General features: G+C 62.5%; 23 protein-coding genes and 3 pseudogenes. 8 read left to right on the top strand and 18 right to left on the bottom strand.

Annotated elements, in window-relative coordinates:
- The 6 genes and pseudogenes from B4E36_RS05470 to B4E36_RS05445 form a co-directional block, all read right to left on the bottom strand.
- Nucleotides 1–218, bottom strand: a pseudogene (locus tag B4E36_RS05470) (TRAP transporter large permease); the annotation flags it as partial.
- Nucleotides 215–778, bottom strand: coding sequence for a TRAP transporter small permease subunit (locus B4E36_RS05465; protein ID WP_292055831.1), 564 nt, complete (start codon nt 776–778; stop codon nt 215–217). The pseudogene B4E36_RS05470 and the gene B4E36_RS05465, both read right to left, overlap by 4 nt.
- A 13-nt stretch (nt 779–791) precedes the next feature.
- The gene (locus B4E36_RS05460; RefSeq protein ID WP_345900079.1) at nt 792–1,865 is read right to left on the bottom strand and encodes a C4-dicarboxylate TRAP transporter substrate-binding protein; all 1,074 of its coding nucleotides are present in this window, start codon (nt 1,863–1,865) and stop codon (nt 792–794) included.
- Between the two features lie 24 nt (nt 1,866–1,889).
- Nucleotides 1,890–2,288 carry a YciI family protein gene (locus B4E36_RS05455; RefSeq protein ID WP_026173322.1) on the bottom strand — a complete coding sequence of 133 codons (399 nt, stop codon included), beginning with the start codon at nt 2,286–2,288 and terminating at the stop codon, nt 1,890–1,892.
- 41 nt (nt 2,289–2,329) lie between these two features.
- A complete protein-coding gene (locus tag B4E36_RS05450; RefSeq protein ID WP_292055828.1) occupies nt 2,330–3,475 on the bottom strand; it encodes a CaiB/BaiF CoA transferase family protein in 1,146 nt (381 codons plus the stop codon).
- A gap of 13 nt (nt 3,476–3,488) precedes the next feature.
- On the bottom strand, nt 3,489–4,292 hold the full coding sequence (locus B4E36_RS05445) for a citryl-CoA lyase (RefSeq protein ID WP_292055826.1): 804 nt from the start codon (nt 4,290–4,292) through the stop codon (nt 3,489–3,491).
- 233 nt (nt 4,293–4,525) lie between these two features.
- On the opposite strand from B4E36_RS05445, the gene B4E36_RS05440 reads away from it, so the two are divergent.
- The 4 genes from B4E36_RS05440 (at nt 4,526) to B4E36_RS05425 (ending at nt 8,189) form a co-directional block, all read left to right on the top strand.
- Nucleotides 4,526–5,347 (top strand): IclR family transcriptional regulator domain-containing protein, encoded by an 822-nt coding sequence (locus B4E36_RS05440; protein ID WP_292055825.1) that lies wholly within the window; start codon nt 4,526–4,528, stop codon nt 5,345–5,347.
- 43 nt (nt 5,348–5,390) lie between these two features.
- The gene (locus tag B4E36_RS05435) at nt 5,391–6,869 is read left to right on the top strand and encodes an amidohydrolase family protein (protein WP_292055824.1); all 1,479 of its coding nucleotides are present in this window, start codon (nt 5,391–5,393) and stop codon (nt 6,867–6,869) included.
- A 91-nt stretch (nt 6,870–6,960) separates the two neighbouring features.
- On the top strand, nt 6,961–7,821 hold the full coding sequence (locus B4E36_RS05430) for an extradiol ring-cleavage dioxygenase (RefSeq protein WP_292055823.1): 861 nt from the start codon (nt 6,961–6,963) through the stop codon (nt 7,819–7,821).
- Nucleotides 7,818–8,189, top strand: coding sequence for a hypothetical protein (locus B4E36_RS05425; protein WP_292055821.1), 372 nt, complete (start codon nt 7,818–7,820; stop codon nt 8,187–8,189). Before B4E36_RS05430 ends, B4E36_RS05425 begins: the two co-directional genes overlap by 4 nt.
- A gap of 155 nt (nt 8,190–8,344) precedes the next feature.
- On the opposite strand, the gene B4E36_RS05420 is transcribed toward B4E36_RS05425, so the two are convergent.
- Nucleotides 8,345–9,772, bottom strand: a complete 1,428-nt coding sequence (locus tag B4E36_RS05420) for an SDR family NAD(P)-dependent oxidoreductase (protein ID WP_292055819.1) — start codon at nt 9,770–9,772, stop codon at nt 8,345–8,347.
- A gap of 82 nt (nt 9,773–9,854) precedes the next feature.
- Between B4E36_RS05420 and B4E36_RS05415 the strand changes: the two are divergent.
- Nucleotides 9,855–10,190 (top strand): annotated as a pseudogene (locus B4E36_RS05415) (transposase); the annotation flags it as partial.
- 472 nt (nt 10,191–10,662) lie between these two features.
- Here B4E36_RS05415 and B4E36_RS05410 read toward each other — a convergent pair.
- The 6 genes from B4E36_RS05410 to B4E36_RS05385 are packed head-to-tail and all read right to left on the bottom strand — an operon-like array spanning nt 10,663 to nt 15,288.
- On the bottom strand, nt 10,663–10,950 hold the full coding sequence (locus B4E36_RS05410) for a UxaA family hydrolase (protein ID WP_292055818.1): 288 nt from the start codon (nt 10,948–10,950) through the stop codon (nt 10,663–10,665).
- Nucleotides 10,950–12,110, bottom strand: a complete 1,161-nt coding sequence (locus B4E36_RS05405) for a UxaA family hydrolase (protein WP_345900078.1) — start codon at nt 12,108–12,110, stop codon at nt 10,950–10,952. The genes B4E36_RS05410 and B4E36_RS05405 overlap by 1 nt, the downstream gene beginning before the upstream one ends.
- Nucleotides 12,107–12,271, bottom strand: coding sequence for a hypothetical protein (locus B4E36_RS05400; protein WP_292055814.1), 165 nt, complete (start codon nt 12,269–12,271; stop codon nt 12,107–12,109). The genes B4E36_RS05405 and B4E36_RS05400 overlap by 4 nt, the downstream gene beginning before the upstream one ends.
- On the bottom strand, nt 12,268–13,770 hold the full coding sequence (locus tag B4E36_RS05395) for a tripartite tricarboxylate transporter permease (protein WP_292055812.1): 1,503 nt from the start codon (nt 13,768–13,770) through the stop codon (nt 12,268–12,270). Before B4E36_RS05395 ends, B4E36_RS05400 begins: the two co-directional genes overlap by 4 nt.
- Nucleotides 13,771–13,785: 15 nt before the next feature.
- A complete protein-coding gene (locus tag B4E36_RS05390) occupies nt 13,786–14,277 on the bottom strand; it encodes a tripartite tricarboxylate transporter TctB family protein (protein ID WP_292055811.1) in 492 nt (163 codons plus the stop codon).
- Between the two features lie 60 nt (nt 14,278–14,337).
- Nucleotides 14,338–15,288, bottom strand: a complete 951-nt coding sequence (locus B4E36_RS05385; protein ID WP_292055809.1) for a Bug family tripartite tricarboxylate transporter substrate binding protein — start codon at nt 15,286–15,288, stop codon at nt 14,338–14,340.
- A gap of 501 nt (nt 15,289–15,789) precedes the next feature.
- On the opposite strand from B4E36_RS05385, the gene B4E36_RS05380 reads away from it, so the two are divergent.
- A complete protein-coding gene (locus tag B4E36_RS05380) occupies nt 15,790–16,497 on the top strand; it encodes a GntR family transcriptional regulator (protein WP_292055807.1) in 708 nt (235 codons plus the stop codon).
- A gap of 47 nt (nt 16,498–16,544) precedes the next feature.
- Here B4E36_RS05380 and B4E36_RS05375 read toward each other — a convergent pair whose 3' ends face one another.
- From B4E36_RS05375 to B4E36_RS05365, 3 genes are read right to left on the bottom strand one after another with little or no spacing between them, the layout of a single operon-like run.
- Complete coding sequence (locus tag B4E36_RS05375) at nt 16,545–17,588, bottom strand: ACP S-malonyltransferase (protein WP_292055805.1); 1,044 nt, start codon at nt 17,586–17,588, stop codon at nt 16,545–16,547.
- Nucleotides 17,585–19,774 (bottom strand): dehydrogenase E1 component subunit alpha/beta, encoded by a 2,190-nt coding sequence (locus B4E36_RS05370; RefSeq protein WP_292055804.1) that lies wholly within the window; start codon nt 19,772–19,774, stop codon nt 17,585–17,587. Before B4E36_RS05370 ends, B4E36_RS05375 begins: the two co-directional genes overlap by 4 nt.
- 11 nt (nt 19,775–19,785) lie before the next feature.
- Nucleotides 19,786–20,988 carry an acyl-CoA dehydrogenase gene (locus tag B4E36_RS05365; protein WP_292055803.1) on the bottom strand — a complete coding sequence of 401 codons (1,203 nt, stop codon included), beginning with the start codon at nt 20,986–20,988 and terminating at the stop codon, nt 19,786–19,788.
- A gap of 235 nt (nt 20,989–21,223) precedes the next feature.
- On the opposite strand from B4E36_RS05365, the gene B4E36_RS05360 reads away from it, so the two are divergent.
- Nucleotides 21,224–22,135, top strand: coding sequence for a LysR substrate-binding domain-containing protein (locus tag B4E36_RS05360; RefSeq protein ID WP_292055802.1), 912 nt, complete (start codon nt 21,224–21,226; stop codon nt 22,133–22,135).
- Nucleotides 22,136–22,484: 349 nt separating this feature from the next.
- Here B4E36_RS05360 and scpB read toward each other — a convergent pair whose 3' ends face one another.
- Together scpB and B4E36_RS05350 are read right to left on the bottom strand one after the other, a co-directional pair.
- Nucleotides 22,485–23,210: an SMC-Scp complex subunit ScpB gene (gene scpB, locus B4E36_RS05355; RefSeq protein WP_292055801.1), complete on the bottom strand. Its 726-nt coding sequence runs from the start codon at nt 23,208–23,210 to the stop codon at nt 22,485–22,487.
- Between the two features lie 2 nt (nt 23,211–23,212).
- Nucleotides 23,213–24,166, bottom strand: a complete 954-nt coding sequence (locus B4E36_RS05350; RefSeq protein WP_292055799.1) for a DUF1403 family protein — start codon at nt 24,164–24,166, stop codon at nt 23,213–23,215.
- A gap of 143 nt (nt 24,167–24,309) precedes the next feature.
- Between B4E36_RS05350 and B4E36_RS05345 the strand changes: the two are divergent.
- A pseudogene (locus tag B4E36_RS05345) lies at nt 24,310–25,370 on the top strand (tyrosine-type recombinase/integrase); the annotation flags it as partial.

Raw genomic sequence — 25,370 nt, 5'->3', positions numbered from 1 at the left:
AGCCCCATCAGCACGAACAGCGGCACGATGGCGTAAAGATATTCCCTGAGCGAATTGTTGGCGACCGCGCCGAGCATGCGCATGGACACGACCTCGCCGCGAATGGCCGAAACGCCGACAAAGGAAACGAACAGCATGCTGATGCCGATCGGCATGCCGAGATAGATCAGCACCAGCAGGCCGGCGATCGCCAGACCTCCGATTTCAAGCGGACTCATGGTCGCTCCCCGGCTTTGACAGAGGCGGCTAGGTCCCCGACCGCCCGAAACAGAAACTCGCATGCGGCAACAGCGACCCCGAAAACGATGAAGGCGCGGAACGGCCAGACCGGCAGCGTGGCAATGCCGGAAACGCCGATATACTCCCCGGATATCCAATCCTTCTGAAGGATCAGAAAGCTGGACCATGCTATCAGGCCAATCATCGCCGCGCCGGTCAGGTTGAAGAGCGCCGACAGGATGCTGCCGGCCACCGGCCGTTTCAGCCTGAAGCCGGGGAAGAAAATCTCGGTGCGCGCCAACCTGTCGGCGCGGATGGTGGTGGCAAGCTGAAGCGAAACGATCATCACCAGCAAAAGCGCGCCAAGCTCGGAGACCAGCGGCAGCGACGAGCCCAGCAGGTTGCGCATCACGATATCGGCGGAGATGACCAGCATCAGCACCAGAATGAGCACGGTTCCGAGCGCGGCGAGACCGTCAACGAGGATCTGCCACGCCCGGGTCAGGGCGTTCGGAGAGCGCCCGCCGGGCTGGCGGGCGTTTTCTGTTGCGGACGACATATGCGCGCGCCGCCTACTGGTCCCAGTCGCGCATGGGCGTTTCACCGCGCTCGCGCAGGCCGTCCATATAGGCGCTCAGGAATTCGCGTGCGGGAAGTCCCTGCGCTTCCAGGTTATCCGCCCATTCGCCGGCAAGATCCGGCAGCATCGCAACCCAGGCCTCGCGCTCTGCCTCGGGCATTTCCACCAGCGTTACCGGCGGGTTCTGGTCCGCGCCCAACGCAACCATATCCGTAAGGGCTGCCTCATGGCCTTCCAGCAACTGCTTGCCGTGGGCCGCGGTGTAATATTTGCCGGCCTCGATCATCGCGTCCTGAACTTCTTCCGGCAGCGTGTCCCAGACATCGCGGTTGATCGCGATCGCGCCCGAGAATGAGACGGCCGCATCGAAGCGGTTGAGATAGGGCGCGACCTCATAAAGCTTTGCCGGCTTGGCGCCGAGCGCGAGCGTCAGCACGCCGTCGGAAACGCCTGTCTGGATGTCGGTGTAGAACGTGGTCAGCGCACCGTCGACGGCATTGGCCCCGGTGCCTCGCAGCCAGGTGCCGAGCACGCCGGGCGCGGAGATCTTCATGCCGTCGATATCGGCAATGCCCTCGATCGGCTCCTTGGTATAGATGTCGTACATGTCGGTTCCGGTCAGGCCGAGAACCTTGAGGTTATATTGCTCCCACTCCTCGCGAAAAGCCTCGTTGTTCTCCATCAGATCCTCCATCACCTCAAGCTGAAGCTGCGGATTGGCGGTGGAGAACGGCGCATAGCTTGTCGCCTGGCTGAGCGGCAGTTTGGCCGGCTCCAGCAGCGAGAACACCCAACCGATATCGGTGATGCCTTCTTCAACGGATGAAAGCGTGGCATTGGCCTTGTAGAGCTGGCCGCCGAATGCCTCGTTCCAGTTGATCTTGTAGTCGCCGGTCTCGGCGAGGATTTCATCGGTCTTCGCCATGAAGTGGGTCTGGATCATGCCCACCCACGGGATCATCGTCGGATGGCTGGAAGCCACTGTCAAATCGATGGTTTCCTGCGCCAAGGCCGCCGAAGGTATCGCCAGCATGACGGCCGTTGTCAGTCTGAGAAAGTTACGCATATTTGCTCCTCCCGAAAGATGCGTTCAGTCCATCACGAATGTCTGTGTCGAATAGTCGAGCCGGATCGAGACCCGCCCCTCATTGATCATCCAGGGACGCACCCTGAAACGTCTGGCACCCGCCTTGTGCATCGGGTCGTTGCGGGCGATCTCGACCGCGGCATCGGCATTTTCTGCCCGGATGACCACCATGCCCTCGCCTGCCCAGCGCTCGCCATCGTCGGAGAAGAGCGGACCTGCGGCATAAAGCACGCCATCCCTTTCCAACCCGACTTGGTAGGCCAGGTGCGCCTCCATGTTTTCAAAGACCGGTCCCATGCCGTTCGTCGCTTCGGTGAAGATGGCGAACAGCTTTTTCTGCAGCATGGCCTTGCTGGCCTCCATCACGGCTGCTGCCGGAACCGTCTCTTCTGTCTCTTGCATGCCGGTCACCTCCTCCCTGTGTCCGCAACGAAACGCGCGTGTCAGCCCGCCTTCCGGCGGGCAATCTCGGCGCGTATTTCCGCACCGTGCTGGTCGAGCAATGGCGGCGCGACAATGTCTGTTTCGACCTGCTCATCGAAGCTGTAGGGCGGCCGCACGGTCTTGGTCTTGCCCTTTTCGGGATGGTCCATCTCGACCGCGATCTGCAGATGCTGCGCCTGGGGATCGTCGAGCGCTTCATCGGAATCATAGGCCGGTGCGTGGGGTACGCCGGCCTCGAGCAGTTTTTCGCACCATGCGTCGCGCGTTTTCGTCTTGAAGACCGGTGTCAGGATTTCGATGAGGTCGTCCTGATGCTGGATGCGTTCCAGACGCTCGGCAAAACGGGGGTCATCGGCAAGCTGCTCCTGCCCGGTCGCCTCCAGCAGCCCTTCCCAGAACTTGGCGGGCGAGGACATGTGGATCGCCACCCATTTGCCGTCGGAACATTCGAATGTGTAGCTCTGCGACACGGTCGGCCGTGAGAGCGGGCCCATGACCTCGTCCACGGCGAAATAATGCGTGAAGCTGTCGAGGTTGAAATGGGTCATCGCCTCCAGCATCGAGATATCGATCCGTCGTCCCTTGCCGGTGGTTGCGCGCTCCAGAAGCGCGGCGAGAATGGCCATGGCCGCATATTGCCCGGTGAGCGCATCGGCAATCGCTGGGCCGATCACGCGCGGATTGGTCGGCGGCGTCACAAGGCGCAGGAAACCGCTTGCCGCCTGGGCAACGGTGTCGAAGGCCGGGCGATCCCGCGCCGGGCCCGACTGGCCGAAACCGGAAATCGCGCAATAGACCAGATCGGGTTTGACCTTGCGCAGATCGTCTTCGCCGACGCCCAGACGTTCGGCAACGCCCGGCCTGAAATTCTGGATGAACACATCGGCGGTCGAGACGAGATCGCGCAGAAACGCCAGTTCGGCCGGGTCCTTTGTATCGATCGCGATCGAGCGCTTGTTGCGGTTGTAAGTCTGGTAGTGCGGCGAATAGAGGCCGCCCTTGAAGGCGCGGAAGGGATCGCCGGCGCCGGGCCGCTCGACCTTGATCACATCGGCGCCGAGATCGCCGAGATGCATGGCCGCAGCCGGCCCGGTGATATAGGTGCCGAGTTCGATAACCCTGATATTCTTGAGAATCTTGACCATCCGGCTTCCCCGCTCAGTTGCTTCTGTCCGCGGCCTTGGGGCCGTCATATTCGATCGCAAGATCCGCCTTGTGCGACATGATGAAACCGATAGAGCGCCGGCTTTCCTCAAGGAGATGCGCGGAGAGACCGGCGGTGCGGGCGAGGATCGGAACCGCCTTCATGGCCTCGGCCGGCCAGCCGGCATCGAGGATCGTCGCGGGAATGGCGCCCGAGACATTGATCGGAAGCGGCCGTTCGATAATCCCCGGCGCCACCTTCGCCAGCACATGGAGCGCTTCGATGTGACGTCCCCTGATGTCCAGTTCGGCGGCTACCTCCAGCAATCTGTCGGCGCGCGGATCGCCTGCAGAATGCTGCGGATGGCCAAGCCCCGGCACCTTCTTGCGCGCGGCCTTCAAGGCGGTGACGCTTTCGATCGCGGCCTTTTCCAGATCGCCGCCCATGCTGTCGGCCTTCTCGACCACGGAGACGAGAAACTGCCCGGCCACATCCGAGGAACCGGCAACGACGCTGCCCATGCCGAGAATGCCGGCGGCGATCGCCCCCTGCCAGGCTTCCGGTCCGGCTGCAAGCGTCATGCGCGCGGCCTGCACGCTTGGCACCAGGCCGTGTTCGGCGATCGCGACCAGGCAGGCGTCCATCATGCGCCGCTGCGCCGGAGCAGGTTTTTCGCCGGTCACGAGAAGCCAGAAGTAATCGCTGAAGTCGATCTTTCCGATCAGATCGCCGCACAGGTCGTGGCCGCGCACCGTGATGCTCTCGGCATCGGATCCGGCAATGGCGGTGAACGCGCCGTCCTGTTTACCTATTCGCATAACAAACTCCCTTTTCGCTGTGCGAAATAATTTCCTATTGCCGAAATCGTAGAGAGCAATTAGTCTAGCGTCAAGTTGAAAGCGAGCCGGCCTGTCTCACACGGTCGGGACCAGTTTTCGGCGGGAGGACGAACCGGGGCCGCGCGGCCAGTCGGTGGCGGGCAAGCCCTTGTTTTCAGGGGCCGCCTCAACCAATCTGGCGCCAGATGAAACCGGTTCTTGAGGAAAATGACGTGGCTGAAATTCTGAAGATCGTCGAAGAGAGCGACAGACCTGCCGAATTCGTGGAGGCGCTGGCCAAGGGGCTTGCGATTCTCGAATGCTTCGACGCCGCCCATCCCCAAATGACCCTGAGCGAGGTCGCGCGCCGCGTCGGTCTTTCGCCAGCGGCCGCCCGCCGCAGCCTGATCACGCTGCAGACGCTCGGTTATGTTGGCCAGACCAACAAACATTTCCATCTGCGTCCCAAGGTGATGACGCTGAGCTCGGCGTTTTATTTCTCCGCCCGTATCGACGAGGTTCTGCAACCCAATCTGCGCATGCTTGTCGAGCAGTTCGGCGATGCCTCTTCGATCGGAACGCTTGATGGCGACCATGTCATCTATGTCGCTCATGTTTCGGTTCAGCGCGCCCGCCGCGCTGCCGCCGTCGTCGGCGCGCGCTATCCCGCAGGCGCCACCTCGCTCGGCCGCGTTCTGCTCGCCGGTCTCTCCGACGAGGCCCTCGAACACTATCTGAAAACCGCAAGGCTCGAAGCGCTGACCTCCAAGACGGTCACCGACCCCGATGTGCTGCGCGAAAAGATCATGGCTGTCCGGGCCGATGGCTATGCCACGACCGTCGATCAGCTCGACTATGGCATCACCGCGCTTGCGGTTCCGATCAGGAACTTCGAGGGCCGCACCATCGCGGCGCTCAACACCTCGGGCTACACCGGCATGGCAACACCCGAAAGCATGATCGCCGAGCGCCTGCCCGCGCTCAGGGAGGCGGCATCGCATATCGCGCATGCCATGAGCCGGTATCCGGTTCTGCAATCGACAATGGGGACCTGATCGACGTTCGGGTTTTCCGCGCAGGTTCAAGGGAGGAGAAACCATGTGCAGGCTTTGCGATATTTCCAGACGGCATCTGCCCTACCCGGCACTCGGCCCCGCCGGCGGCGGCGCGGGAGCGACGGCGATGCCGGCGTCATCGCCTGTGGCGGACGGCGTGCCGGAGGCCTGCGGGCGTGAAGGACAGCGCACGCTGATCCGCAACGGAATCATCCTGTCCATGGATGGCGCCGTCGGCGATTTCGAAAGGGGCGACATTCTGATCGAGGGGTCCCGGATCGTCGAAATCGCCGAGACCATTTCGGCGGACGACGCGATCGAGATCGATGCGGCGGGCAAGATCGTCATGCCGGGCTTTATCGATACCCATCACCACCAGTTTGAAACCGCTTTGCGCGGCCAGCTTGCAAACGCCATTCTCATCAATGATGGCCTGCCGGCGAATGCGCAGAACTATTACGAGACCGTTCTGCAATCCTTCTCGCTCGTCTACCGGCCGGAGGATGTCTATATCAACGAGCTGTTCGGCGCGCTGTCGCAGCTCGATGCCGGTGTGACGACGGTGATGGATGTCAGCCAGATCCACCACTCACCGGCCCATTCCGACGCCGTGATTTCAGCGCTGAAGGATTCCGGCCGGCGTTCGGTCTTCGGCTATTTCGAAGGCTGGGGCGACGACGCCCAGTATCCGGGCGATGCGGCAAGGCTGCGCGAACAGTATTTCTCTTCCAACGACCAGTTGCTGACAATGATCATGGGCGGCGAGATCTACCTGCCGTTTCATGAACAGTCCTGGAAGACCGGACGCGACCTCGACCTGCCGATCGCGCTGCATGTGGTCGGCACATTCGGCATGCAGCCGACATTCGACGGGCTTGGCGCGGGCGGCGCCTTCGGGCCGGACAATATCTTCATCCACATGACCGGCATGTCGGAAGACGGCTGGAAATACGCCCGCGATGCCGGCGCCCATATCTCGCTGTCCGTGCCGATCGAGATGCAGATGCGCCACGGCACGCCACCGATCCAGAAGGCGATCGACTATGGCATGAGCCTTTCGCTTTCCACCGATGTGGAGTGCACGATGACAGCCGATTTCTTCACCCAGATGCGCGCCATGGTCACCATGCAGCGCATGTTCGCCAATGAAAAGGCGCTGGGCGGCGAGGCGTATCCGGCGCTGCTGACCGCGCGCGAGGCAATCCGGGCGGCCACGATCGGCGGCGCGGAGGGCCTGAAGCTCGACCGCCGCACCGGTTCGCTGACGCCCGGCAAGGACGCCGACATCATCCTGCTGGATGCCGAGGCGCTCAATGTCGCGCCGCTCAACAATGTGCCCGGAACCGTGGTCACGCTGATGGAACGTTCGAATGTCGACAGCGTGCTGGTGGCCGGCAAGGTCCGCAAGTGGAAGGGCAAGCTTGTCGGCGCGGACATTGCCCATCTGCGCGGCGAGCTAGAGAAGAGCCGCGATTACATTTTCGAAAAGGCCGGCATCGCCCGGTCGCTGTTCGGCGACTGAAGCGGCAGGCCGCAAAGACGAGGGAATGAGCCCGCGCGCGGCAATTTCAACCGCGCGGGCTTTCGAGGACATCCGACAAGAGGAGAGAGAATTGGCAAAACTCGTTGCAACGCTGGCGTCGACCCACCACCCCTTCTACCTGAAGGCCACCACGGCGCCGCCCGAACAGCAGATGCCCGAAGCGCCGACCTGGAAGCGCAAGATCGAGGCCTATCGCGAAACGCTGGCAAAGGCCGAACCGGATGTTCTGGTGATGATTGGATCCGATCATTTTCACCAGATCTTCCTCGACAACTGCCCGCAATTCCTGATCGGCAAGGCGGAGCGCTACGACGCGACCTTCTATAATGAGGAACGCGAATTCGGCATTCCGAAATATGTGCTGGAGGGCGACGAGGCGATGTCGCGCTTCATGCACCAGTCGCTGATGAACCAGAATTTCGATTTCGCCTTTTCCAACGAGCTGAAAATCGATCATTCGATCATCTGCCCGATCATCACCGTGCGCCCGCAAAACGACCTTCCGGTGGTCCCGATCTATACCAACATCTTCGCGCCGCCGCTGCATACGCCGAAGCGCTTCTATGAGGTCGGCCGCGCTATCCGCAAGGCGATCGACGACTTCCCCTCCGACAAGCGCGTTGCCGCCATTGGCACCGGGCATCTGTCGCTCGAACTCGGCGGCCCCCGCCAGTTCATGGAAACCGGGCCGGACCCTGTATTCGACAGGCAGGCAATCGAATGGCTGCGGAACGGCGATATCGACGCCATTCTCGAAAACGTCACCCATGAGAGCATGGCCCGGAGCGGCAATGCCACCCATGGCTTCCTGAACTTCATCCTGATGCTTGGCGTCGCCGGGCCGGAAGGGGCGGACTATGTCGACAATCTCGACCTGTTCCACACCATGGAAGCCTATTTCACCTGGTATCCCAAGGAGGCCGCGGCATGAGCAAATATTACGTCAACAAATTCCTCTATACTGTCGACCGCGATCCGGAGCTTCTGCAACGCTACATCGATGAGCCGCGCAGCTTCGTCGCCACCTGGGAACAGTCGATCGGCCCCAAACTGCTCGGCAATGACGTGGAAGCCTCGACGGTGCACAGCCTTACCCATGAAGAGCGGGAGGCGCTGATCAACCACGATTATCAGGCCCTGTTCGAAATGGGCGCGCATTTCTTCCTCAATCTGACGATCTTCATCGGCATTTATGACGAGCCCTATCTGAAGAAAAGCGGCCCCCTGTCGTTCCAGCGCGAATTCGCCGCAAGGCTTCAGGACTGGCACGGCAAGGACTATCCGAGCGTCGAAACCTAAGGTTCGTCGCCTCCCCTCGCGGCGGCCTGAACAGACGGGCGTTTTGAAGTCGTCGCTGAAATTCGATTTGTCGATTGCTGCCTTCCTGCTTCATTTCAAGGCAGGAGGGTGCCTTCGTTTGGCGGGGCAGTTCGCGGCGATCTCCGGTTTGTCGGCTAGGCGGCGGATCGGCCAATGCCGTTGACCGGGTAATGCAGCTTCTCATCGCGGGCCAAGCGGACCGCCTCTTCGGCGACCTTGCGCTTCAGTTCCCGAGCCGCCTCCTCGGAATACCAGGCCATGTGCGGGGTCACGAGGCAGTTGGGCGCTGCAAGCAGCGGCGATGTCGCCGGCAGCGGCTCGTGCTCGGCCGTGTCGATACCGGCGCCGCCGAGATGGCCGGAGACGAGCGGTGCGGCGAGCGCAGCCTCGTCGATGATGCCGCCACGAGCGGTGTTGATGACGAGCGCACCCTTCTTCATGCAGGCGAACTCCGGGGCGCCGAGCAGGCGGCAGGTCTCGGGCGAGCGCGGGCAATGGATCGAGATGACGTCGGCGATCTGTAGAAATTCATCGAAGGTCACCGGCTCGTCGGGAAATTCCTTCCTGAGGTCCGGCTTGTAGGGATCGCAGAGCACCACCCGGCCGCCGAGCGCCTCCGCCTTGCGGGCGAACAGGCCGCCGATCCGGCCAACGCCGAGAACGCCGATGGTCATCTCCTGTATGCGCCGCACCGGGATCGTCTGGCGGTAGTCCCACGCGCCCTTCCGGCTGTTGGCGGCAATCATCGGGATCTTGCGGATCAGCGCCAGCATCAGTGCCAGCGCATGATCGGAAACCTCGTTCATGCCGTAATCCGGCACATTGCAAACCTGGACGCCGTGGCGGCCGGCGGCATCGAGGTCGACATTGACCACGCCGACGCCGTATCGCACGATCAACCCGAGTTCGGGGCTGAGCGCCGAAAGCACCTTATCGGTGAACGGGCCATACTGGTTGAGGATGACGTTCGCGCCCTTGCAGCGGGCGATCATCTCGTCCTCGGTGCGGCAGGCGAAGTGCTCGAAACCAAGGCCGGCCCATTCGTTGGCGAGCGCCTTGGTGAGCTGCGCGATACCGCCCTTGCTCGCGGCATAGGCGGGCACGGTGAAGCCGCCGAAGAAGCTCAACAGCGAGGCGATGTTGACGATCTTGCCGCCGCCCTGCGGCAACATCACCTTTGCCGCGCGCTGGCAGAGATCGAAGACGGCGGTGAGGTTGACCTCCAGCACCGCCTGCCAGTCATCGAGCGGAAATTCCTCGCTCCGGTGGCGCCGCTGGACGCCGGCGGCCGTGACCAGAATGTCGAGCCGGCCGCCGATGAGGGCGACCGCCCGGTCGAAGCCGGCCCCGCGCGCCGTCGTATCGGCAAGGCCAACGGCGAGGCCCTGGCAGGCGAAGCCGCGTTGGCGGAACCCGACGGCAACCTCTTCGGCGCGCGCGTCCGAGCCGAAGATCACGACCTCTGCGCCTTCCTCGAGCAGGGCCTCTGCGATGCCATGTCCAAGGCCGCGTGTGCCGCCCTTTACAATGGCCTTGCGGCCTTCAACGCTGAAGCGTGTCATCCCTTTTGTCCCCAATTTCAGGCCTGGCAGTCGATCAGCACCTTGACGGTGTTGTTGGACGGATCCGCAATCATGTCGAAGCGACCGGGATTGGGAGACACAGGCGGGCACCGTCGAGCTGCGCATTCCAAAGCTTCGCACCGGCAGCTATTTCCCGAGTTTTCTCGAACCGCGCCGCATGGCAGAGAAGGCTCTGACGGCTGTGATCCAGAAAGCCTATATCCAGGGTGTTTCGACCCGCACGGTTGATGACATGGTCAAGGCCATGGGCATGAACGGCATCTCCAAGAGCCAGGTCTCCCGCCTGTGTGAAGAGATCGACGACAAGGTGAAGGCCTTCCTCGACAGGCCCATCGAAGGTGAATGGCCCTATCTGGAGGTTCGGCGCGGCGGTCGTATCGTCTCCGTCGCCGTGCTCGACAGCGCATCGGCCGTTCTTCGTGACCTTATAGAAGAGGCCCATCTCCTCGAGCACGACGCAGTTGCGCGGGATTTTGAATCGGCTGACACCGAGTCGAACCGCAAGAACTTGAAGGGGCAGTGTGCCGCCATCCAGCTGCGGGTCATAGATCAGCCCGATCAGGCTCTTCGCAACATTGGCAGCAGGTTCACATACCTGTTCGGCCGGTTCTCGATGACACTCGCAGTCCTGATTGAATGCACACCCACTGTACCAGGCGGAATCGGCTCCAGTACCGGTGTTCTGTCGAACCACACAAACGGATCATGAGGCTGCGCCTATGCCGTTCTCCGCGTCTTGAACCCTCTCATGGGTCTGATCAGTTGCTTGCGCATGCGGTCGATTTATGTTTGTCACCGGAACTTGCACATTGAGCGTTTTCAACAATTTGTGACTGTGTCGCCATTGGCAAGGTTGCTCTCGCTGCGCCTCACTTCATAGTCAGTCCGGTCAGGTTGTGTGTGTGAACGTGTTCGCCGGTCCTTGCCGGACGCATCATCCGGCCAATGACTTCGCCATTCTTCCGGACCTCCGCGCCATCGGGCAGGTCAACGACCGCGAACTTGTGGTACCGGGGGATGTCGTTCTGGATCCTTAATGGTCGTGTCTGTGTGCCCGTGCGGATATCCAGGACCTCGCCCGCCTTGAGCGGGACAAGGGCAACACCGACAGAGTCGGAGCCGTCCTGAACGATGACCTTTTGACGCGTATTCTCCATTACAGCGATGCTCCGATGCGGGTTACGACTTCTTCGCCTTCCTCCAGGATCTCGCCGAAGGTCGAGGCGCCGGAAGCCGTCTCCAGGATGTGTTTTGTCAGCCGCTCGGTCGCTTCGTCCATCGAGAGGGTTCCGAGCAGGAGGCCGCTGGCGTCGAAATCGATCTGCTCGGGAAGGTTCACGCAGGTGTCGACATTGGCCGAAATCTTGATGGTCGGGGCAAGCAGGCTGCAATAGCTATTGCCGGGCCCGGTCGTGAACAGAACGATATGGGCGCCCGCCGCCGTGAATCCAGACAACGATTCCGGTGCGTAAAACGGCTGATCCATGAGCCAGCATCCCGGCCCCGCCGGAGCTTGGCCGTGCGCGAGCAAGCCGAGGATCGGGCTTGTACCTGTCTTGTGGATCGCGCCGAGCGACTTCTCTTCAAGCGTTGTCAGCCCGCCCGCGATGTTGGTCGGGCTGGGGTTGTTGCCGATCAGGTCTATGCCCGCGGATTTCGCGTGGTCCATGCGTCGGGCAACAGCGCTTTGGATCGCTTCCGCGATTTCGGGCGAAGCCGCCCGCCGATTGAGGACATGTTCGGCGCCGAACCATTCCATCGTCTCACCAGCGACGAACCGGCCCCCCTCGGCGACGACATGATCAGCGATGCGGCCAACCAGCGGATTGGCCGCAAGACCCGAACTGGGATCGGAGCGCCCGCATTCGCCCGCCAGAAGCAGCTCGGAAATCGAAGCCGGGGTGCGAAGCTGGCGGCTGAGCTGACGCATGAGCCGAGCGCCAACGCGGATGCCCAAATCCGTCAACCGAAGGGAATCCTGGCGGTTCTCGTCGAGAAGCAACAGTTCGACCGGCCGTCCGGTCGCAACGATCTGATCGCGGTATTCCTCAGCCTCGGGTTGTTTACCGCTCAAAAGCAATACGGCGCCAACGTTTGGATGACGCGCAAAGCCAAGCAGCATCCGGTTGCGCAGGGCGCCGTCATCTCCGACCACACCGCTGCCAAAGGGCGTTGTGACGACCTTGGCCGCCGGAAGCGCCTTTCCGATGCGCCGAGCGGCTGGCCCTGTCAGTCCCGTCGTCGACAAGATCAGCAGGTCATTGCGCACGCCGACGGATCCATCCGCGCGACGGAAACCCTGAAACTCTTGACTCATGCTATTGCCAGTCCAGCTAGAAAGTTTCGATCCAGGGACAGCCCGTGTCCCTGCGGCACAGGGATTGCGCCATTGGTGACGACCATCGACTGCCCTCTGAGGGCGTCGAGGATCGGGGTTTCGTCAAAGCCGTTCATGCACTCGATCGTCGCGTCGTTCATTCGATCAGATCCCGCTTCCGCAGGCGCGCGCCGCGCCATTCGCCCCAGAACGACCAGATCAGCATGATGACCGAAACCGCCAGGAACAGCGCCGCGACGGGTCGGGTGAAGAGCGGCTCGATCGATCCTGCCGAGGCCATCAGACCAGAGCGAAGCTCGGATTCCGCAAGGACGGCCAGAATGAAGCCAATCACGAACGGCGCAAGCGGAACCCTGATCTTTTCGAGAACGAACCCGATCACCCCGAATGCGATCGTGACCCAGACATCGAACGGACGGTTCTGCAAGGAATAGGAACCGATCAGGCAGAACATCAGAATGATCGGCATCAGATAGGCGGTCGGAACCAGGATCAGCTTCGACATCCATTTCACCGACAGCAGCATCACGACCAGCATCATGACGTTGGCGATCAGATGCGTGGAAATGATGGTGTAGGGCACCTCGGGGTTGGTCACGAAAAGCAGCGGACCCGGTTGCAGATTGTGCATCAGCAGAGCGCCGATCAGGATGGCGTCGATCACGCTTCCGGGGATGCCCATCGTCACCAGCGGCACGAGGGCGCCGCCGATCGTCGCGTTGTTGGCGGCCTCCGATGCCACAACGCCGTCTTCGCATCCCGTGCCGAACTTCTCGGGCGTCTTGGAGAGATTCTTGGCCGCTGTATAGGCGCAGATCGATCCGATCGAGGCCCCGATGCCCGGCAGGATGCCGATCCAGGTTCCGATCACCGAGGACCGGATCAGGTTTACCGCCTGCCGCTTCCAGTCGGCAAGGCTCATGAAGATGCCCTTGTTCGAGGCGGTAATCCGCATCACCGGCCGCTCGGCGTCGATGATGTATTTCAGGACCTGGCTGACGACAAACACGCCCAGCAGAACCGGCAGCAGGTTGAACCCGCCCGCCCAGGAATCGTATCCGAAGGTCAATCGCAACATGCCGGTACTGGGGTCGACCCCCGGCATGGACGCGAGCATTCCAAGGAAGCCGGCAAGCAGGCCTTTCACCATCGAACCCTGGCTCAGGGAGGCAATCAGCACCAGCGCCATGAGAACCATCGTGAAGTATTCCCAGGGCCCGAAATAGGTCGCCCAGACCGCCAGCGTCGGCGAAAGGGTGATCAGGAAGATCCAGGAGATGAGACCACCGACGAAGCTGGCCGTAATGCCAAGGCCGAGCGCGCGGCCGGCCTCGCCGCGCTGTGCCATCGGGTAACCGTCCAGGGTCGTCATCACCGAGGCGGGCGTTCCCGGCATGCGCAAGAGCGTGGCCGAGACCAGGCCGCCGCTGACAGAGCCGACATACATGGCGACCAGAAGGATCAGCGCGTCGTAATAGCTTCCCATGAAAAAGGTTAGCGGTACGGTCATCGTGATCAGCATCGACCCGCTCAGTCCCGGGATCGCGCCGACGACCGCTCCGAGAGTGACGCCGAGGAAGCACCAGAATAACGGCGCCGGGGTCAGGATATGTGCTGTTGCGGAAATAAAGGCATCCATGATCGTCGTCCCTGCCTACGGTAGGTCGATGTAGAAGAAGTTCTTGAACGCGTAGACCGTGACGATCCCGACAATCAGCGAGATCGCCACCGAGGGCAGGATCGTGCGAGGTCGAAATCCGTGCAGGACCAGCATCAGCGAGAGAAGAAACGCAGGCGTCAGAATGGCCGCGTTCAGCAGCCGAAGCTGGAGCGCCAAAGCGAACGCGATCGCAATGCCCAGACAGATTGCGGCCTTGTCGGTCCGACGCCGATGGCTCACCACTTCGTCATTCGGCGCGGGCGTCCGCCCGACCGCGGGGCGCATCGCGGCAAGCGCGCGCCAGATCAGGATCACGCAAAAGATCCCGATAATCACCGAGACGATCTGCGGGAGGGATGCGGACCCGAGAGGCTCGCGCGTCGAAGCGGGCAGACCGAGCGTCGACCAGAAGACCGACGCCACGACGCAAAGCAGCACCGAATAGACGCCAATCTCAAACCAGCCGGAAGACTGTTTGTCGTTCATGTTTCCAAATCTCTTGTTAGCCTTGCACCGCCCCGTCTCGGGAGCGGTGCATAAGGGACCCTACTCGCCGCGCAAACGCGCCCCGATCGCCGAGATCTTGGTCTTCTCGGTCTCCATTGCGGCGTTCAGTTCGTCGCCGGTAAGGATGATGTGCTCGACACCCTGCGCCTTGGTCTGCTGGCGCATGTAGTCGGTATCCATGGCCTTGACCATGGCGTCGCGGAACACGGCGACCCGGTCTTCCGGCGTGTCCTTGGGCATGAACCACCAGCTGTACATGCAGAACTCGGTATCGTAGCCGAGCTCGTGGAACGTCGGTACATCCGGGTAATCGGGATGCCGTTCGGGTCCCATGTAGCCGAGCACGCGCAGCCCGTTGGTCGACGTGCTCGACAGTGAAGAGGTAGAGGTCGCGTTGACCTCCGCATGGCCGCCGAGCAATGCGGGATAAGTCTTGGCGGTCCCGCCGAACTGGACATGCCTGAAACTCGCGCCAGGCACGGCGTCCTCGGCAAGCACGGAGGCGATGTGGTTCGCGCCACCCAGGTTGTCGGCCGAAATTATCGTGTCGGGATTTGCCTTCGCGGCTTCCAGAAGCTCGGGAAGGGTCTGATATTCCGACGATTCCCGAACGACAAGCATGTAGCACTGGCGGTCGGTGCCAGCGACGAGTTTGAAATCGTCGGGGCCGAAGTTGACGTTGCCCATGGCCTGTGCGCCGTTGGCAGCGACATGCCAGATCAGCGCGGTATAGCCATCCGGCTTGGAATCTTTCACCTGGCGCGCGCCGATCGTCCCGGCCGCACCAGGCACATAGCTGATAATGATCGGCACAGGCAGCAGATCATTGTCCTCAATCGCCTTGGCCATTATTCTGGCAGAGTTGCTGGTAAGACCGCCCTGATCGAACGGAACGATCAGCCGGATGGGCTTTTCAGGATATGTCTGGGCAGCAGCGCCGCCCCCAATCAACAACGCAATGGCCGCCACGGACCTCAACAACAGTTTCATATGGTCTCTCCTCCCTTTAGATCCCTTCAGAGCGTCGTGTATCCATCCGGACGCACGCGTGACGCTCTAACCTACTGAATCCAGGCATCATTCCTTCCGAAGATCGATCCCGATCTTTGGGTCGATGCGCTAGATTATTCTGACCGATCCTCCTCGGGCAGTTGCCGTCCTTCCAGAACGCGGCATGGTCACGCTTCGATGTCCGGGACGGCGTGATCCTCCACTTGCACGCGCCGCCCCGTGCCACAGCCGATCCGATCTCTCCCTGAACGAATATCTGGCCGGGCCGGCACAGGGGCCCCACGAGGCGCCTTGCGCAAACCCTCCCCGGGTCGCGAAGCCAGGCATCGCCTCGCTTTTCGCCGTTGGCGAAACCTCCCTGAAGCCTATCGCAAAAACAACCTGCGGTTTTGTAAAGTTTGTAATCACTATATCAATTATGTCAACACCTATTATATAGTGCTGACACTTTTGGGAGGGAAAGCCAATGGAGGACGACCTGTGACGCCCGATCTGCGCCAAGAAGCCACTCGCGAAGACCGTCCCCTTGTGGACCTGCTGCTTCAGCGCCTGGAGCATCTGATCCTCGAAGGGAATCTCAAGGCCGGCGATCGCCTGAAAGAAAAGAGTCTTGCGGCTCAGTGGGATGTCAGCCGTGGCCCCATTCGGGAAGCCTGCCGGATTCTTCAGGAGGCCGGCCTGGTCGAGGTCGTCCCCAACCGGGGCGTTATCGTCAGACGAGTGAAACTGCAGGACGTCCTGCACGAGTACGACGTCCGCGCCGCGCTGTGGCGGCTCGGGGGGCGCGAAGCCGCGCGGAACCTTTCGCATCGCCAGATGGACGGGCTTGACCGTCTGATCGCGAAGATGAATGCGGCGATCGGCGACAACGACATTGACGCTTATTTCAGGCTGAACACCCAGTTTCACGACGCCATTGCCTCGGCCACAGGGAACCTTCCGTTCATCGTTCTGCAACGACGGCTTGTGCTTCAGTCGCGTCTCTTCCGAAGCCAGTCGCCCGCGACGGAAACCGGCTTTCCCGAACGCAACGACGACCACCGGCTGATGCTGGAGGCCTTCCGGAAAGGCGATGCGGAGACGGCTGGCGCGTTGTCGGAAGAGCATGTCTTGCGCGGCAAGGCCCGGTTCATCGCCAGCCTTGAAAAAGCCGGGGCGCTGCCGGCGAACCATGACAGCTTTTCCTGACCGGGACCGGACCGCGTGCGCTGAATTCGTGCCGAGCATGGGAACAGTCATCGCATTCCCGCTCCCAATACGGTGGCTCGCTGCTCCGGCAGGCCCATGGAGGCCAGAACCGGTGAGGACTCCTGGACAGATTTGAAATCTTCCTTGCCGCCCATGCCGCGCCAATTGGCGAGGATGAGTGACTGCACAACCGCGCCGCCAAGGGTATTGCCGGGGCCGGTGACGATGAACAGATCGGGGGCGAACTCGCGCGCGACGACCGTTACGGCGCGGGTGAAATCATAGCTTTCCGTGACCTGGGCCCCCAGCGTGTAATCCCAGAGGGCATCGGTGCTGACCGTCTTCGGCCACCAGATCTCACCACGCCCGTCTATCAACGGCAGATCGGGTTGTGTGAAAAGCCCGGGCGACAGCATCGCGCGGCCCTGCGCGGCGACCGGCGCCTGCAATTCCGTGTGAAATGCCGCATGATTGCCGAGGCGCATGGGGAACCTGCCCTGCAGGGGCTCGACCGCCCCCTCAAACGCCGTCAATCCCGCCTCGTTTCCGGCAAGGACCAGCATTCCGCCAAGGTCGATCGACACTGAAAGGAAATGGTCGGGTTTCGCCGCGATGGAACCGACGATTGCCAGAAGCGCCGACTTTCGGGCCGGATCCGGGCGCCAGTCATCCCCGACGAATGGATAGATCACCTGTCCGCCGATCAGCGCCTCGTGCATCAGCGTGCCCATGGTGTTGGCAATCGTAAAGCCGTCCAGAGCCGAAACGGCGCCGGCGCAAGCGAGCGCCGAGTACCATCCCATGGAATTGCCGGTGACCGCGACGATCTTCACCTGCTCGCGATCAATCGACAGGAAGTCGCCGAGCGTCGCGGCATAGATCAGCCCCGCCGCATTGTCGCCGCGGGTGTGCGTGGCCATCGAGAAGCGGGTGGCGCCGTCAAGTTCCGAGAGCGTCGGCTGTCCTTCGGCGCTTCTTAGGGCGTCGAATTGCGCAAGCAGGCCCGGGTCGGGAAAGTGCCGCCCGAGATAGCCAAGCTCCGACTTGTTGTAGGTTCCCCGACCGGGACAGATGATGGCGGCCGTCTTCATGCCGATGCTCCCGTCAGGGCGCGAGCGGCGGCCACGATCGCCTCTGCCGAGGGCATCGTCGCGGCATAGGACGGGCCGGTGGCGATGAAACTGTCCTCGGCGCACAGGCGAATATGAGGGATCGTGGTGCGTTCGCTCATCAGCGCCATAAGCGATTCCGCCAGACCGCCGGTCCGGCGGGTCTCGTCCACGATCAGGACGTGCCTGCAGCCGGAAACCGCCTTTTCGATGGCCTCCTCCGGCAGCGGAGACAGCCAGCGAAGATCGATCACGCGCGTTGCGATTCCCGCCTGCTCCAGTTCCCGCTTTGCCTGCAGCGAAAGGTAGGCGCCGTTACCGAAGGTCACAATCGCGAGATCGCCGCCGTCGCCATGGATGCCGACTTCGCCGAGCGCGACACGCTGTGACCGGTCGGGATAAGCCGTCATCCATCCCTTGTCGCCCGCTTCATGCAGGTCGCGCGTGTGGTAGAGCGCGATCGGTTCCAGGAACACGACCAGTCTCTGTTCCTCCCGGGCCAGCCGAACGCATTCGCGCAGCATCATCGCGGCATCCGCGCCGTTGGATGGACAGGCCAGGATCAGCCCCGGAATATCGCGAAGCACCGCCACCGAGTTGTCATTGTGAAAATGTCCGCCAAAGCCCTTCTGGTAGCCAAGCCCGGCGATGCGCAGCACCATCGGATTGGTGTACTGCCCGTTCGAGAAGAACGGCAGCGTCGCGGCTTCCCCGCGAAGCTGGTCCTCCGCATTGTGCAGATAGGCAAGGAACTGGATTTCGGGAACGGGCAGGAAGCCGTTATGGGCGAGGCCGATCGCAAGCCCGAGGATGGATTGTTCGTCAAGCAGCGTGTCGATGACCCGAGACGCGCCGAAGCGCGCCATCAGCTTCTGCGTCACGCCGTAGACGCCGCCCTTGCGGCCGACATCCTCGCCCATCATCACGATCTCGCCGTGGTCGAGCATCAGGTCGGTCAGCGCCCAGTTGATGAGCCGCGACATGGTCTGGGGTTCGTCCATCGCCTTCAGATCGCCGCCGAAGACCCGCGCCCTGTCCTCGGTGCCTGGGCCGTTCGTCGGCTTGCAGGCGCGTGGCGGCGGTATGATGCTGGCCATGACCTCGCCGGCCGTCGACAGACGGGGGCGGGTGACAACCTCGGCTGCGATGCGCTCGACCCTTTCCGCGGTCTCGACATAGATTTCGAGGCTCTCCGCCGGCGTCGCTGCGCCCGCCTCGGCCAGGAGCCGCACGGTGTGCAGCAACGGGTCGTTCGCCTCTTCCGCTTCCACAAAGTCGCGCGACAGATAGGTCGTGGCCACATCGGCGCCGGCATGACCGTAGAGACGGACCGTGCGAACGTGCAGGAAAGCCGGCTTGCGGCGGGTGCGGACATAGTGCGCCGCCGCACGCGCCACCCGGTAGGTGTCGAAGATGTCGAGCCCGTCGCAGGCGAAGTACTTCAGGCCGGGCCGGGCCGAGAAGGTTGCGGCGATCCAGCCCTTCGGCGTCCGCGTCGATATCCCGATGCCGTTGTCCTCGCAGACGAACAGCAGCGGCAACGGAACCGATTGGTAATCTGTCCACTGCGCGGCGTTGAAGGCGCCCTGGGCGGTCGAATGGTTGCTCGACGCATCCCCGAACGAACACATCACGATCCCGTCATCCGCCAGGACCTTGTGTTCGGGCGGGTGACGGCGGGCGAGCCCGATCGAATAGGCCGCGCCAACCGCCTTCGGCAGGTGACTGGCGATCGTGGACGTCTGCGGCGGAATGGCCAGCATCTTCGATCCCAGCACCTTGTGCCGCCCGCCGGAGATCGGGTCTTCGGCGGAACAGGCAAAGGACAAAAGCATGTCCCAGGTCACGGACTGGCCCGGCACCTGGCTGGCGCGATGAATCTGAAAGGCCGCATCGCGGTAATGGAGGAAAGCCATATCGGTCGGCCGCAAGGCCGCTGCCACGGCAGCCATTCCCTCGTGACCGGAGGAGCCGATCGTGTAAAAGCCCTGTTTCGCCTCCTGCATCTTCCGGCTGGTGCGATCCAGCGCCCGACAAAGGCATCCGGAGCGGAAGAGGGACACGGCGCCCTCGCGTGAAAGCGGACCGGCCGGCGCCTTTCCGGCGGGCAGGTCTTGTCGGGCGACCCGCCGCAGGAAGTTTTCGTGAACGATTGTCGAGCGATCCATCGGGCCCATCCTCAGAAGAAGGCCTGCAGGTCTGTCTGGGCCCGCCCGAGGATCAGCGCGTGAACGTCATGCGTCCCTTCATAGGTGTTGACGGTCTCGAGATTGATCATGTGCCGCATCACCTGGAACTCTTCCGATATGCCATTGCCGCCATGCATGTCGCGTGAGGCGCGGGCTATTTCCAGGGCCTTGCCGCAGTTGTTGCGTTTGATCAGCGATATCATCTCGGGCGCGGCCCGACCTTCATCCATGAGCCGACCGACGCGCAGCGCAGCCTGAAGGCCAAGAGCGATCTCGGTCTGCATGTCCGCCAGTTTCTTCTGGAACAATTGGGTCTGGGCAAGCGGCCGGCCGAACTGCTTGCGATCGAGACCGTATTGCCGCGCGGCCTGCCAACAGAACTCGGCTGCTCCCATGGTGCCCCAGGCGATGCCGTAGCGCGCCCGGTTCAGGCACCCGAACGGTCCTTTCAAACCTTCGACGCCGGGCAGGAGCGCGTCTTCCCCGACCTCGACATTGGCCATGACGATCTCGCCGGTCACGGAGGCGCGCAAGCTCAGCTTGCCGGCGATCTTGGGCGCCGACAGACCTTTCATCCCCTTGTCGAGGACGAAGCCGCGGATCTTGCCGCCATGGGCTTCGGACTTGGCCCAGACGACGAAAACATCGGCGATCGGCGCGTTCGATATCCACATCTTGGTGCCATTCAGCACATAGCCGCCGCCGGTCTTTCTGGCCGTGGTTCGCATACCGCCCGGATCCGACCCCGCGTCTGGCTCGGTCAGCCCGAAACATCCGATGAATTCGCCCGTGGCCAGTTTCGGAAGGTATTTCCGGCGTTGGTCCTCGGAGCCGTAGGCATGGATCGGATACATCACCAACGAGGACTGGACGCTCATCATCGAGCGATAGCCGCTGTCGACTCGCTCGACCTCACGCGCGACGAGACCATAGGCGACATAGGAGGCGCCAACCCCACCATATTCCTCGGGCACGGTGACGCCCAGAAGGCCCATCTCGCCCATTTCGCGGAAGATATCCGGGTCTGTCGTCTCATCCCGATAGGCTGCGATTACGCGTCGCTGCAGGTTGTCCTGGGCATAGCCATGCGCGGCATCGCGTATCAGGCGCTCCTCATCGCTCAACTGATCCTCGAGCAAGAACGGATCTTCCCACGTGAATTTGGACAGAGAAGGTCCGTGACCGTCACTCATTTAGCATTTCCTCCCAGTACGTCACCTGTCGGAACAGGCCGATTTCAAATCATCCCCGAAACGGTCGATCAGGCGCTTGAATATTCTCCACCGCGCCAGTTGGCGTCGTCGCGGCCCCAACGATCACCGGACCGCGCCACCCCGCAACTCATTCCTCCAGAGAGCCTGCGCATGTTGAACCGGATTTAACTTGCATAAAATACGACCAAAAGGCATTTTTGCATGAGTTAACGTAATGAGTCGTCTGATGCAGATATCCAATCCACTGCCTTCCCTCGCGCTCCTGCGGTGTTTCGAAGCCGCGGCAAAGCACCAAAGCTTTACCGAGGCGGCAGAAGAGCTGGGGCTGACACAAGGGGCCGTCAGCCGACATGTCAAAGAGCTGGAAGAGCAGATCGGCGCGGCGCTCTTCCTGCGTCAGGGGCGCGGTGTCGGCCTGACCGATGCTGGACGAAATCTCTATCGGGAATTGACGCTCGACCTGGGACGATTGCGCCAGACGATCGGCAACGCCGTCGCTGCGGGAAGCCGCAAGGAAGTTCTGAGCATTGCGGTCCTGCCGACATTCGGCGCCCGATGGCTCATACCCCGGCTCACAAATTTCAAATCCGACAAACCGGATCTTGAGCTGGTGGTGCAAAGCCGCACCGAACCATTCAATATGGTGGAGAACGCTGTCGATCTTGCCATTCATTTCGGTGTCGAAGACTGGTCCGGCGCGCGCCTGACCCATCTGTGCAAGGAGAAACTGGCGGTCGTCGCAGCACCCAGGCTGATCGATGAATTCCGTCTGCGTGAACCCGCCAACCTGTTCCATGCGCCGCGGTTGCACCTGTCGTCGCGGCCGCTGCTATGGGACGCTTTGCGCCAGACGCTACCCACAGTGGAGGGATCATTGCGAACCGGCAGCTATTTCGACCAGTTCTCCCTGCTGATCAGCGCCGCCGTTGCCGGTCTCGGCGCCGCGATCCTGCCGACCTACCTGATCGAACAAGAGCTTCAGCAAGGGGCGCTTGCCGAAATCACTTCCGTGCCGGACATGCAGGAAAGAAGCTATTTCGTTGCAGTCCCGGCAGGAGAAATCAAACCTCTGACCGTCCAGTTCATCAACTGGATCCGCAAACAGGTTTCGCCACAACTGGGCTAGCGCACAAACGTGGCATCCCAGCGGACAGGGAGGCACCCTTGCGGCAGTCTCTGTCCAGCTGCTCCAGCGTAGATCTGTCGGTTGTCCAGGCTGTTGTCTCAAGCGCTTGGGAACGTACGCCTTTTTACATCTTAGGAAACGAGCTTGAGGTTGCAGACGCCCGTCGCCATGAATGGAGCCTGGTGCGTCTGTTCGACTTTTCCCTGGACGCCCCCGCATTCGAGCTCCGGCGTCCGCTCGAACCCCGCTGATGGCAACCCAGTTTCAGGCCGCCTTCAAATGAAGTCGGGTTCGAAAGGGCAATTGTTGTGAAGGGCAAAGGCATCGTCAGAGCCCTGCGGCAGCAGCCTTACTCCTCCTCGCCCTCCACCACGGCCACCATCACCTCCTCCTGCACGGCGGCTCTGCTGAGGAGGCCCGCATCCTCGAGCGCCTCGATATCCGGCAGATCGCGCAGCGTCTCCATCCCGAATGCCGAGAGGAAGTGCCTGGTCGTGACGTAGGTGTAGGGCGCGCCGGGTGTCGGGCTGCGGGGGCCGGAGGCGATGAGGGCGGCGTTTCGGAGCGAGCCGATGGTGTCGCGGCTGACCTCCTTGCCGAAGATTTTTGACAGTTCGGCGCGGGTGATGGGCTGGAAATAGCCGACGGCCATCAGCACCATGGATTCGAACTCGGAGAGGGCTGACACCCCACCCCTTGTTGGCGCTGCGGAGGCGCGGATGGCGTCGGCATAGGCCGGGCGGCTGCGGTGCTGCCAGCCGCCGGCGACTGCGACGATCTCGTAGGGCCGGCCGGTGAGTTCTTCGCGGAGATCGTCGATCAGAAGATCGATGCTGCAGGCCTTGCCGACGACGCGGGAAAGCGTTTCGCGGGTGACCGGCTCGGCGGCGGCGAAGATCACCGCCTCGACGCGCAGCATCCATTCACGCCAGCGCAGCTCGGGCGGGAACTGATCCAGTTCACGATCAAAGAGGCGTTCGCCTCTCGGCTTTTCGGCTGCGGCATGCGCCTCCTTATGTTCGGCTCCAGCTTTCGCTTTCCGGCGGCTTGTTTTGGCGGCATTTGCTCCGGTCATGGTCACAACCCGTAAATCCGGAAGGCGGAACGGCCCGACAATTCGCGCACGGCGCCGAAACTTTCGAGCCGTTCGAACAGGCGCGAGGCGGCCCAGCGGGAGAGATTGCTGCCGGGCGCGCTGGCCGGGATAGCGTCCTCATCCAGCAATTTCTGAATGACAGGCCCCGCGCCCTTGGTCCGCACCTTCGGCGCCACGGCCACCAGAACCTCCGCCCGGCGCGCGATCGTGTCTGCTGCCCGCAATGCGGCCCCGGCTCCATCAGCAAGTGCGAGGCAGACAGCACGGGCGAACGCCGGTTCACCCGGCCGCACACGCCCCCTGCCCCCGATGATCCGGAAGGCCGCGCCGTAACGCTCCGCCATCAGCAGCGGCACGGGCCGGTCCCACTTCAACAGGGTTGCGATCATCATGTCGGCCATGGCCCAGGCCAAAGGTTCGGCATCCGGGCGGATGGCGAGGATTGCGGTCACAAGGTCGGCGACCACGAAGGGAACGGCGCGACCGGACTGGAGCGCCGTATCCGCCAGTTCCGGGATGGACGCGAGATCGTCGTCAGAGACGATCCCCATCAGGTCGGCAAGATCTTGGACCTGTTTCACGGCAAAGCCAGGTTTTCGGGTGGCGAGCCTTTTATAGGCCAGAAACACCTTGCCCGCGGGGCCCGGATCGTCGCGGGCGGCGGTGAGCAGGACGGCGTCGCGCAGCGCCGCCTCGTCCTCGTTGCGGCCGGTCAGGCGGACGGCGGCGGCGGCGCATTTCAGGGCCTGCCGTTCGCGCCAGCAGCCGGCCCAGGCTGGTCGGTGGCGAACGAGATCATCCAGAGATTTCAGAGCGATACCGGCCGAGAAGGTGGCCTCGGCTTCCGCAATATCTGGCCCGCGCGGGCGGGTCCAGACAGGCAGGGGCGCGGTGGGCGCGGCGGTTCTGGCATGTGATGCGGCGTACGAATCCATGGCGATGACGCTATAGGACAAGAGCGGTTAATGCCATAGAAATCGACATAAACCGCACTGCTTGTCTTTTCCCTATGATGATTGATAATGCATTATCGTTCATAATTCTCATTATAGATGAAAAACCCTTTTTGAGGCCCTCAGTGCCCGAAAACGACGACGATCCGCACGCCAGCCCGTATCTCGGCACGAGCGCCGCTTATGAATTGCAGCCGCCGGGGACGTCGGGCGCGTTGACGGGCCATCTCGCGCCGCTGGTCGAACGCGCCCGGGGCTATGTCGACGCCTCAAGTTCGGCCAATACAAGGCGCGCCTATGCGACCGACTGGGCGCATTTTTCAAGCTGGTGCCGGCGCAAGGGGCTTGCGACCCTGCCGCCCGATCCGCAGACCGTCGGTCTCTACATCACGGCCCTCGCCTCCGGGGAAGCGGCCCCGCGGGCAAGGCCGAGCGCGGTCTCCACCATCGAGCGGCGGCTGTCGGCGATCTCGTGGAATTATGCGCAGCGCGGCCTCACGCTCGATCGCCGCGACCGCCACATCGCCACGGTGCTCGCCGGCATCCGCAATCGCCATGCAGCGCCCCCGCGCCAGAAGGAGGCGATCCTGCCCGAGGAACTAATCGCCATGGTCGAAACGCTCGACCGGGGCACGCTCCGGGGCTTGCGCGATCGCGCCATGCTGCTGATGGGGTTTGCCGGCGGTCTGCGCCGCTCGGAGATCGTCGCGCTCGATTGCGGCCGCGACCAGACCGAGGACGGAAACGGCTGGATCGAGATCCTCGAAAAGGGCATGCTGGTGACGCTGCGCGGCAAGACCGGCTGGCGCGAGGTGGAGATCGGCCGCGGCTCCTCCGATCTCACCTGTCCCGTCCATGCCGTGGAAACCTAGCTGAAGCTCGGCAGGATCGGCCACGACCCGCTGTTCCGCCGGGTCACCGGCAAGGGCAAGGCCGTCGGTACCGAACGGCTGAGGGATCAGGAGATCGCCCGCCTCATCAAGAAGACCGTTCTTGCCGCCGGCATTCGCGGCGAGCTGCCCGAGGCCGAACGGATAAAACTGTTCTCCGGTCACTCCTTGAGAGCGGGCCTCGCCTCCTCCGCCGAAGTCGACGAGCGTTATGTCCAGAAACAGCTCGGCCACGCCTCCGCCGAGATGACAAGGCGCTATCAGCGCAGGCGTGACCGGTTCCGCGTCAATCTCAC

It is taken from the genome of Martelella sp. UBA3392, from assembly GCF_002358775.1.
GTDB lineage: Bacteria > Pseudomonadota > Alphaproteobacteria > Rhizobiales > Rhizobiaceae > Martelella > Martelella mediterranea.
Note: the sequence above shows the minus strand (reverse complement) of the source record. Positions and strands in the feature narration are given on the sequence as shown.

Coding starts and splice junctions, on each gene's coding strand:
- B4E36_RS05375 (WP_292055805.1), bottom strand. CDS start 17,588: ATGAAGACGGCCGCCATCATCTGTCCCGGTCGGGGAACCTACAACAAG.
- B4E36_RS05370 (WP_292055804.1), bottom strand. CDS start 19,774: ATGGATCGCTCGACAATCGTTCACGAAAACTTCCTGCGGCGGGTCGCC.
- B4E36_RS05460 (WP_345900079.1), bottom strand. CDS start 1,865: ATGCGTAACTTTCTCAGACTGACAACGGCCGTCATGCTGGCGATACCT.
- B4E36_RS05455 (WP_026173322.1), bottom strand. CDS start 2,288: ATGCAAGAGACAGAAGAGACGGTTCCGGCAGCAGCCGTGATGGAGGCC.
- scpB (WP_292055801.1), bottom strand. CDS start 23,210: ATGACCGGAGCAAATGCCGCCAAAACAAGCCGCCGGAAAGCGAAAGCT.
- B4E36_RS05385 (WP_292055809.1), bottom strand. CDS start 15,288: ATGAAACTGTTGTTGAGGTCCGTGGCGGCCATTGCGTTGTTGATTGGG.
- B4E36_RS05465 (WP_292055831.1), bottom strand. CDS start 778: ATGTCGTCCGCAACAGAAAACGCCCGCCAGCCCGGCGGGCGCTCTCCG.
- B4E36_RS05420 (WP_292055819.1), bottom strand. CDS start 9,772: ATGACACGCTTCAGCGTTGAAGGCCGCAAGGCCATTGTAAAGGGCGGC.
- B4E36_RS05395 (WP_292055812.1), bottom strand. CDS start 13,770: ATGGATGCCTTTATTTCCGCAACAGCACATATCCTGACCCCGGCGCCG.
- B4E36_RS05450 (WP_292055828.1), bottom strand. CDS start 3,475: ATGGTCAAGATTCTCAAGAATATCAGGGTTATCGAACTCGGCACCTAT.
- B4E36_RS05350 (WP_292055799.1), bottom strand. CDS start 24,166: ATGGATTCGTACGCCGCATCACATGCCAGAACCGCCGCGCCCACCGCG.
- B4E36_RS05400 (WP_292055814.1), bottom strand. CDS start 12,271: ATGAACGACGCGACGATCGAGTGCATGAACGGCTTTGACGAAACCCCG.
- B4E36_RS05360 (WP_292055802.1), top strand. CDS start 21,224: ATGAGTCGTCTGATGCAGATATCCAATCCACTGCCTTCCCTCGCGCTC.
- B4E36_RS05410 (WP_292055818.1), bottom strand. CDS start 10,950: ATGGAGAATACGCGTCAAAAGGTCATCGTTCAGGACGGCTCCGACTCT.
- B4E36_RS05435 (WP_292055824.1), top strand. CDS start 5,391: ATGTGCAGGCTTTGCGATATTTCCAGACGGCATCTGCCCTACCCGGCA.
- B4E36_RS05405 (WP_345900078.1), bottom strand. CDS start 12,110: ATGAGTCAAGAGTTTCAGGGTTTCCGTCGCGCGGATGGATCCGTCGGC.
- B4E36_RS05390 (WP_292055811.1), bottom strand. CDS start 14,277: ATGAACGACAAACAGTCTTCCGGCTGGTTTGAGATTGGCGTCTATTCG.
- B4E36_RS05425 (WP_292055821.1), top strand. CDS start 7,818: ATGAGCAAATATTACGTCAACAAATTCCTCTATACTGTCGACCGCGAT.
- B4E36_RS05365 (WP_292055803.1), bottom strand. CDS start 20,988: ATGAGTGACGGTCACGGACCTTCTCTGTCCAAATTCACGTGGGAAGAT.
- B4E36_RS05445 (WP_292055826.1), bottom strand. CDS start 4,292: ATGCGAATAGGTAAACAGGACGGCGCGTTCACCGCCATTGCCGGATCC.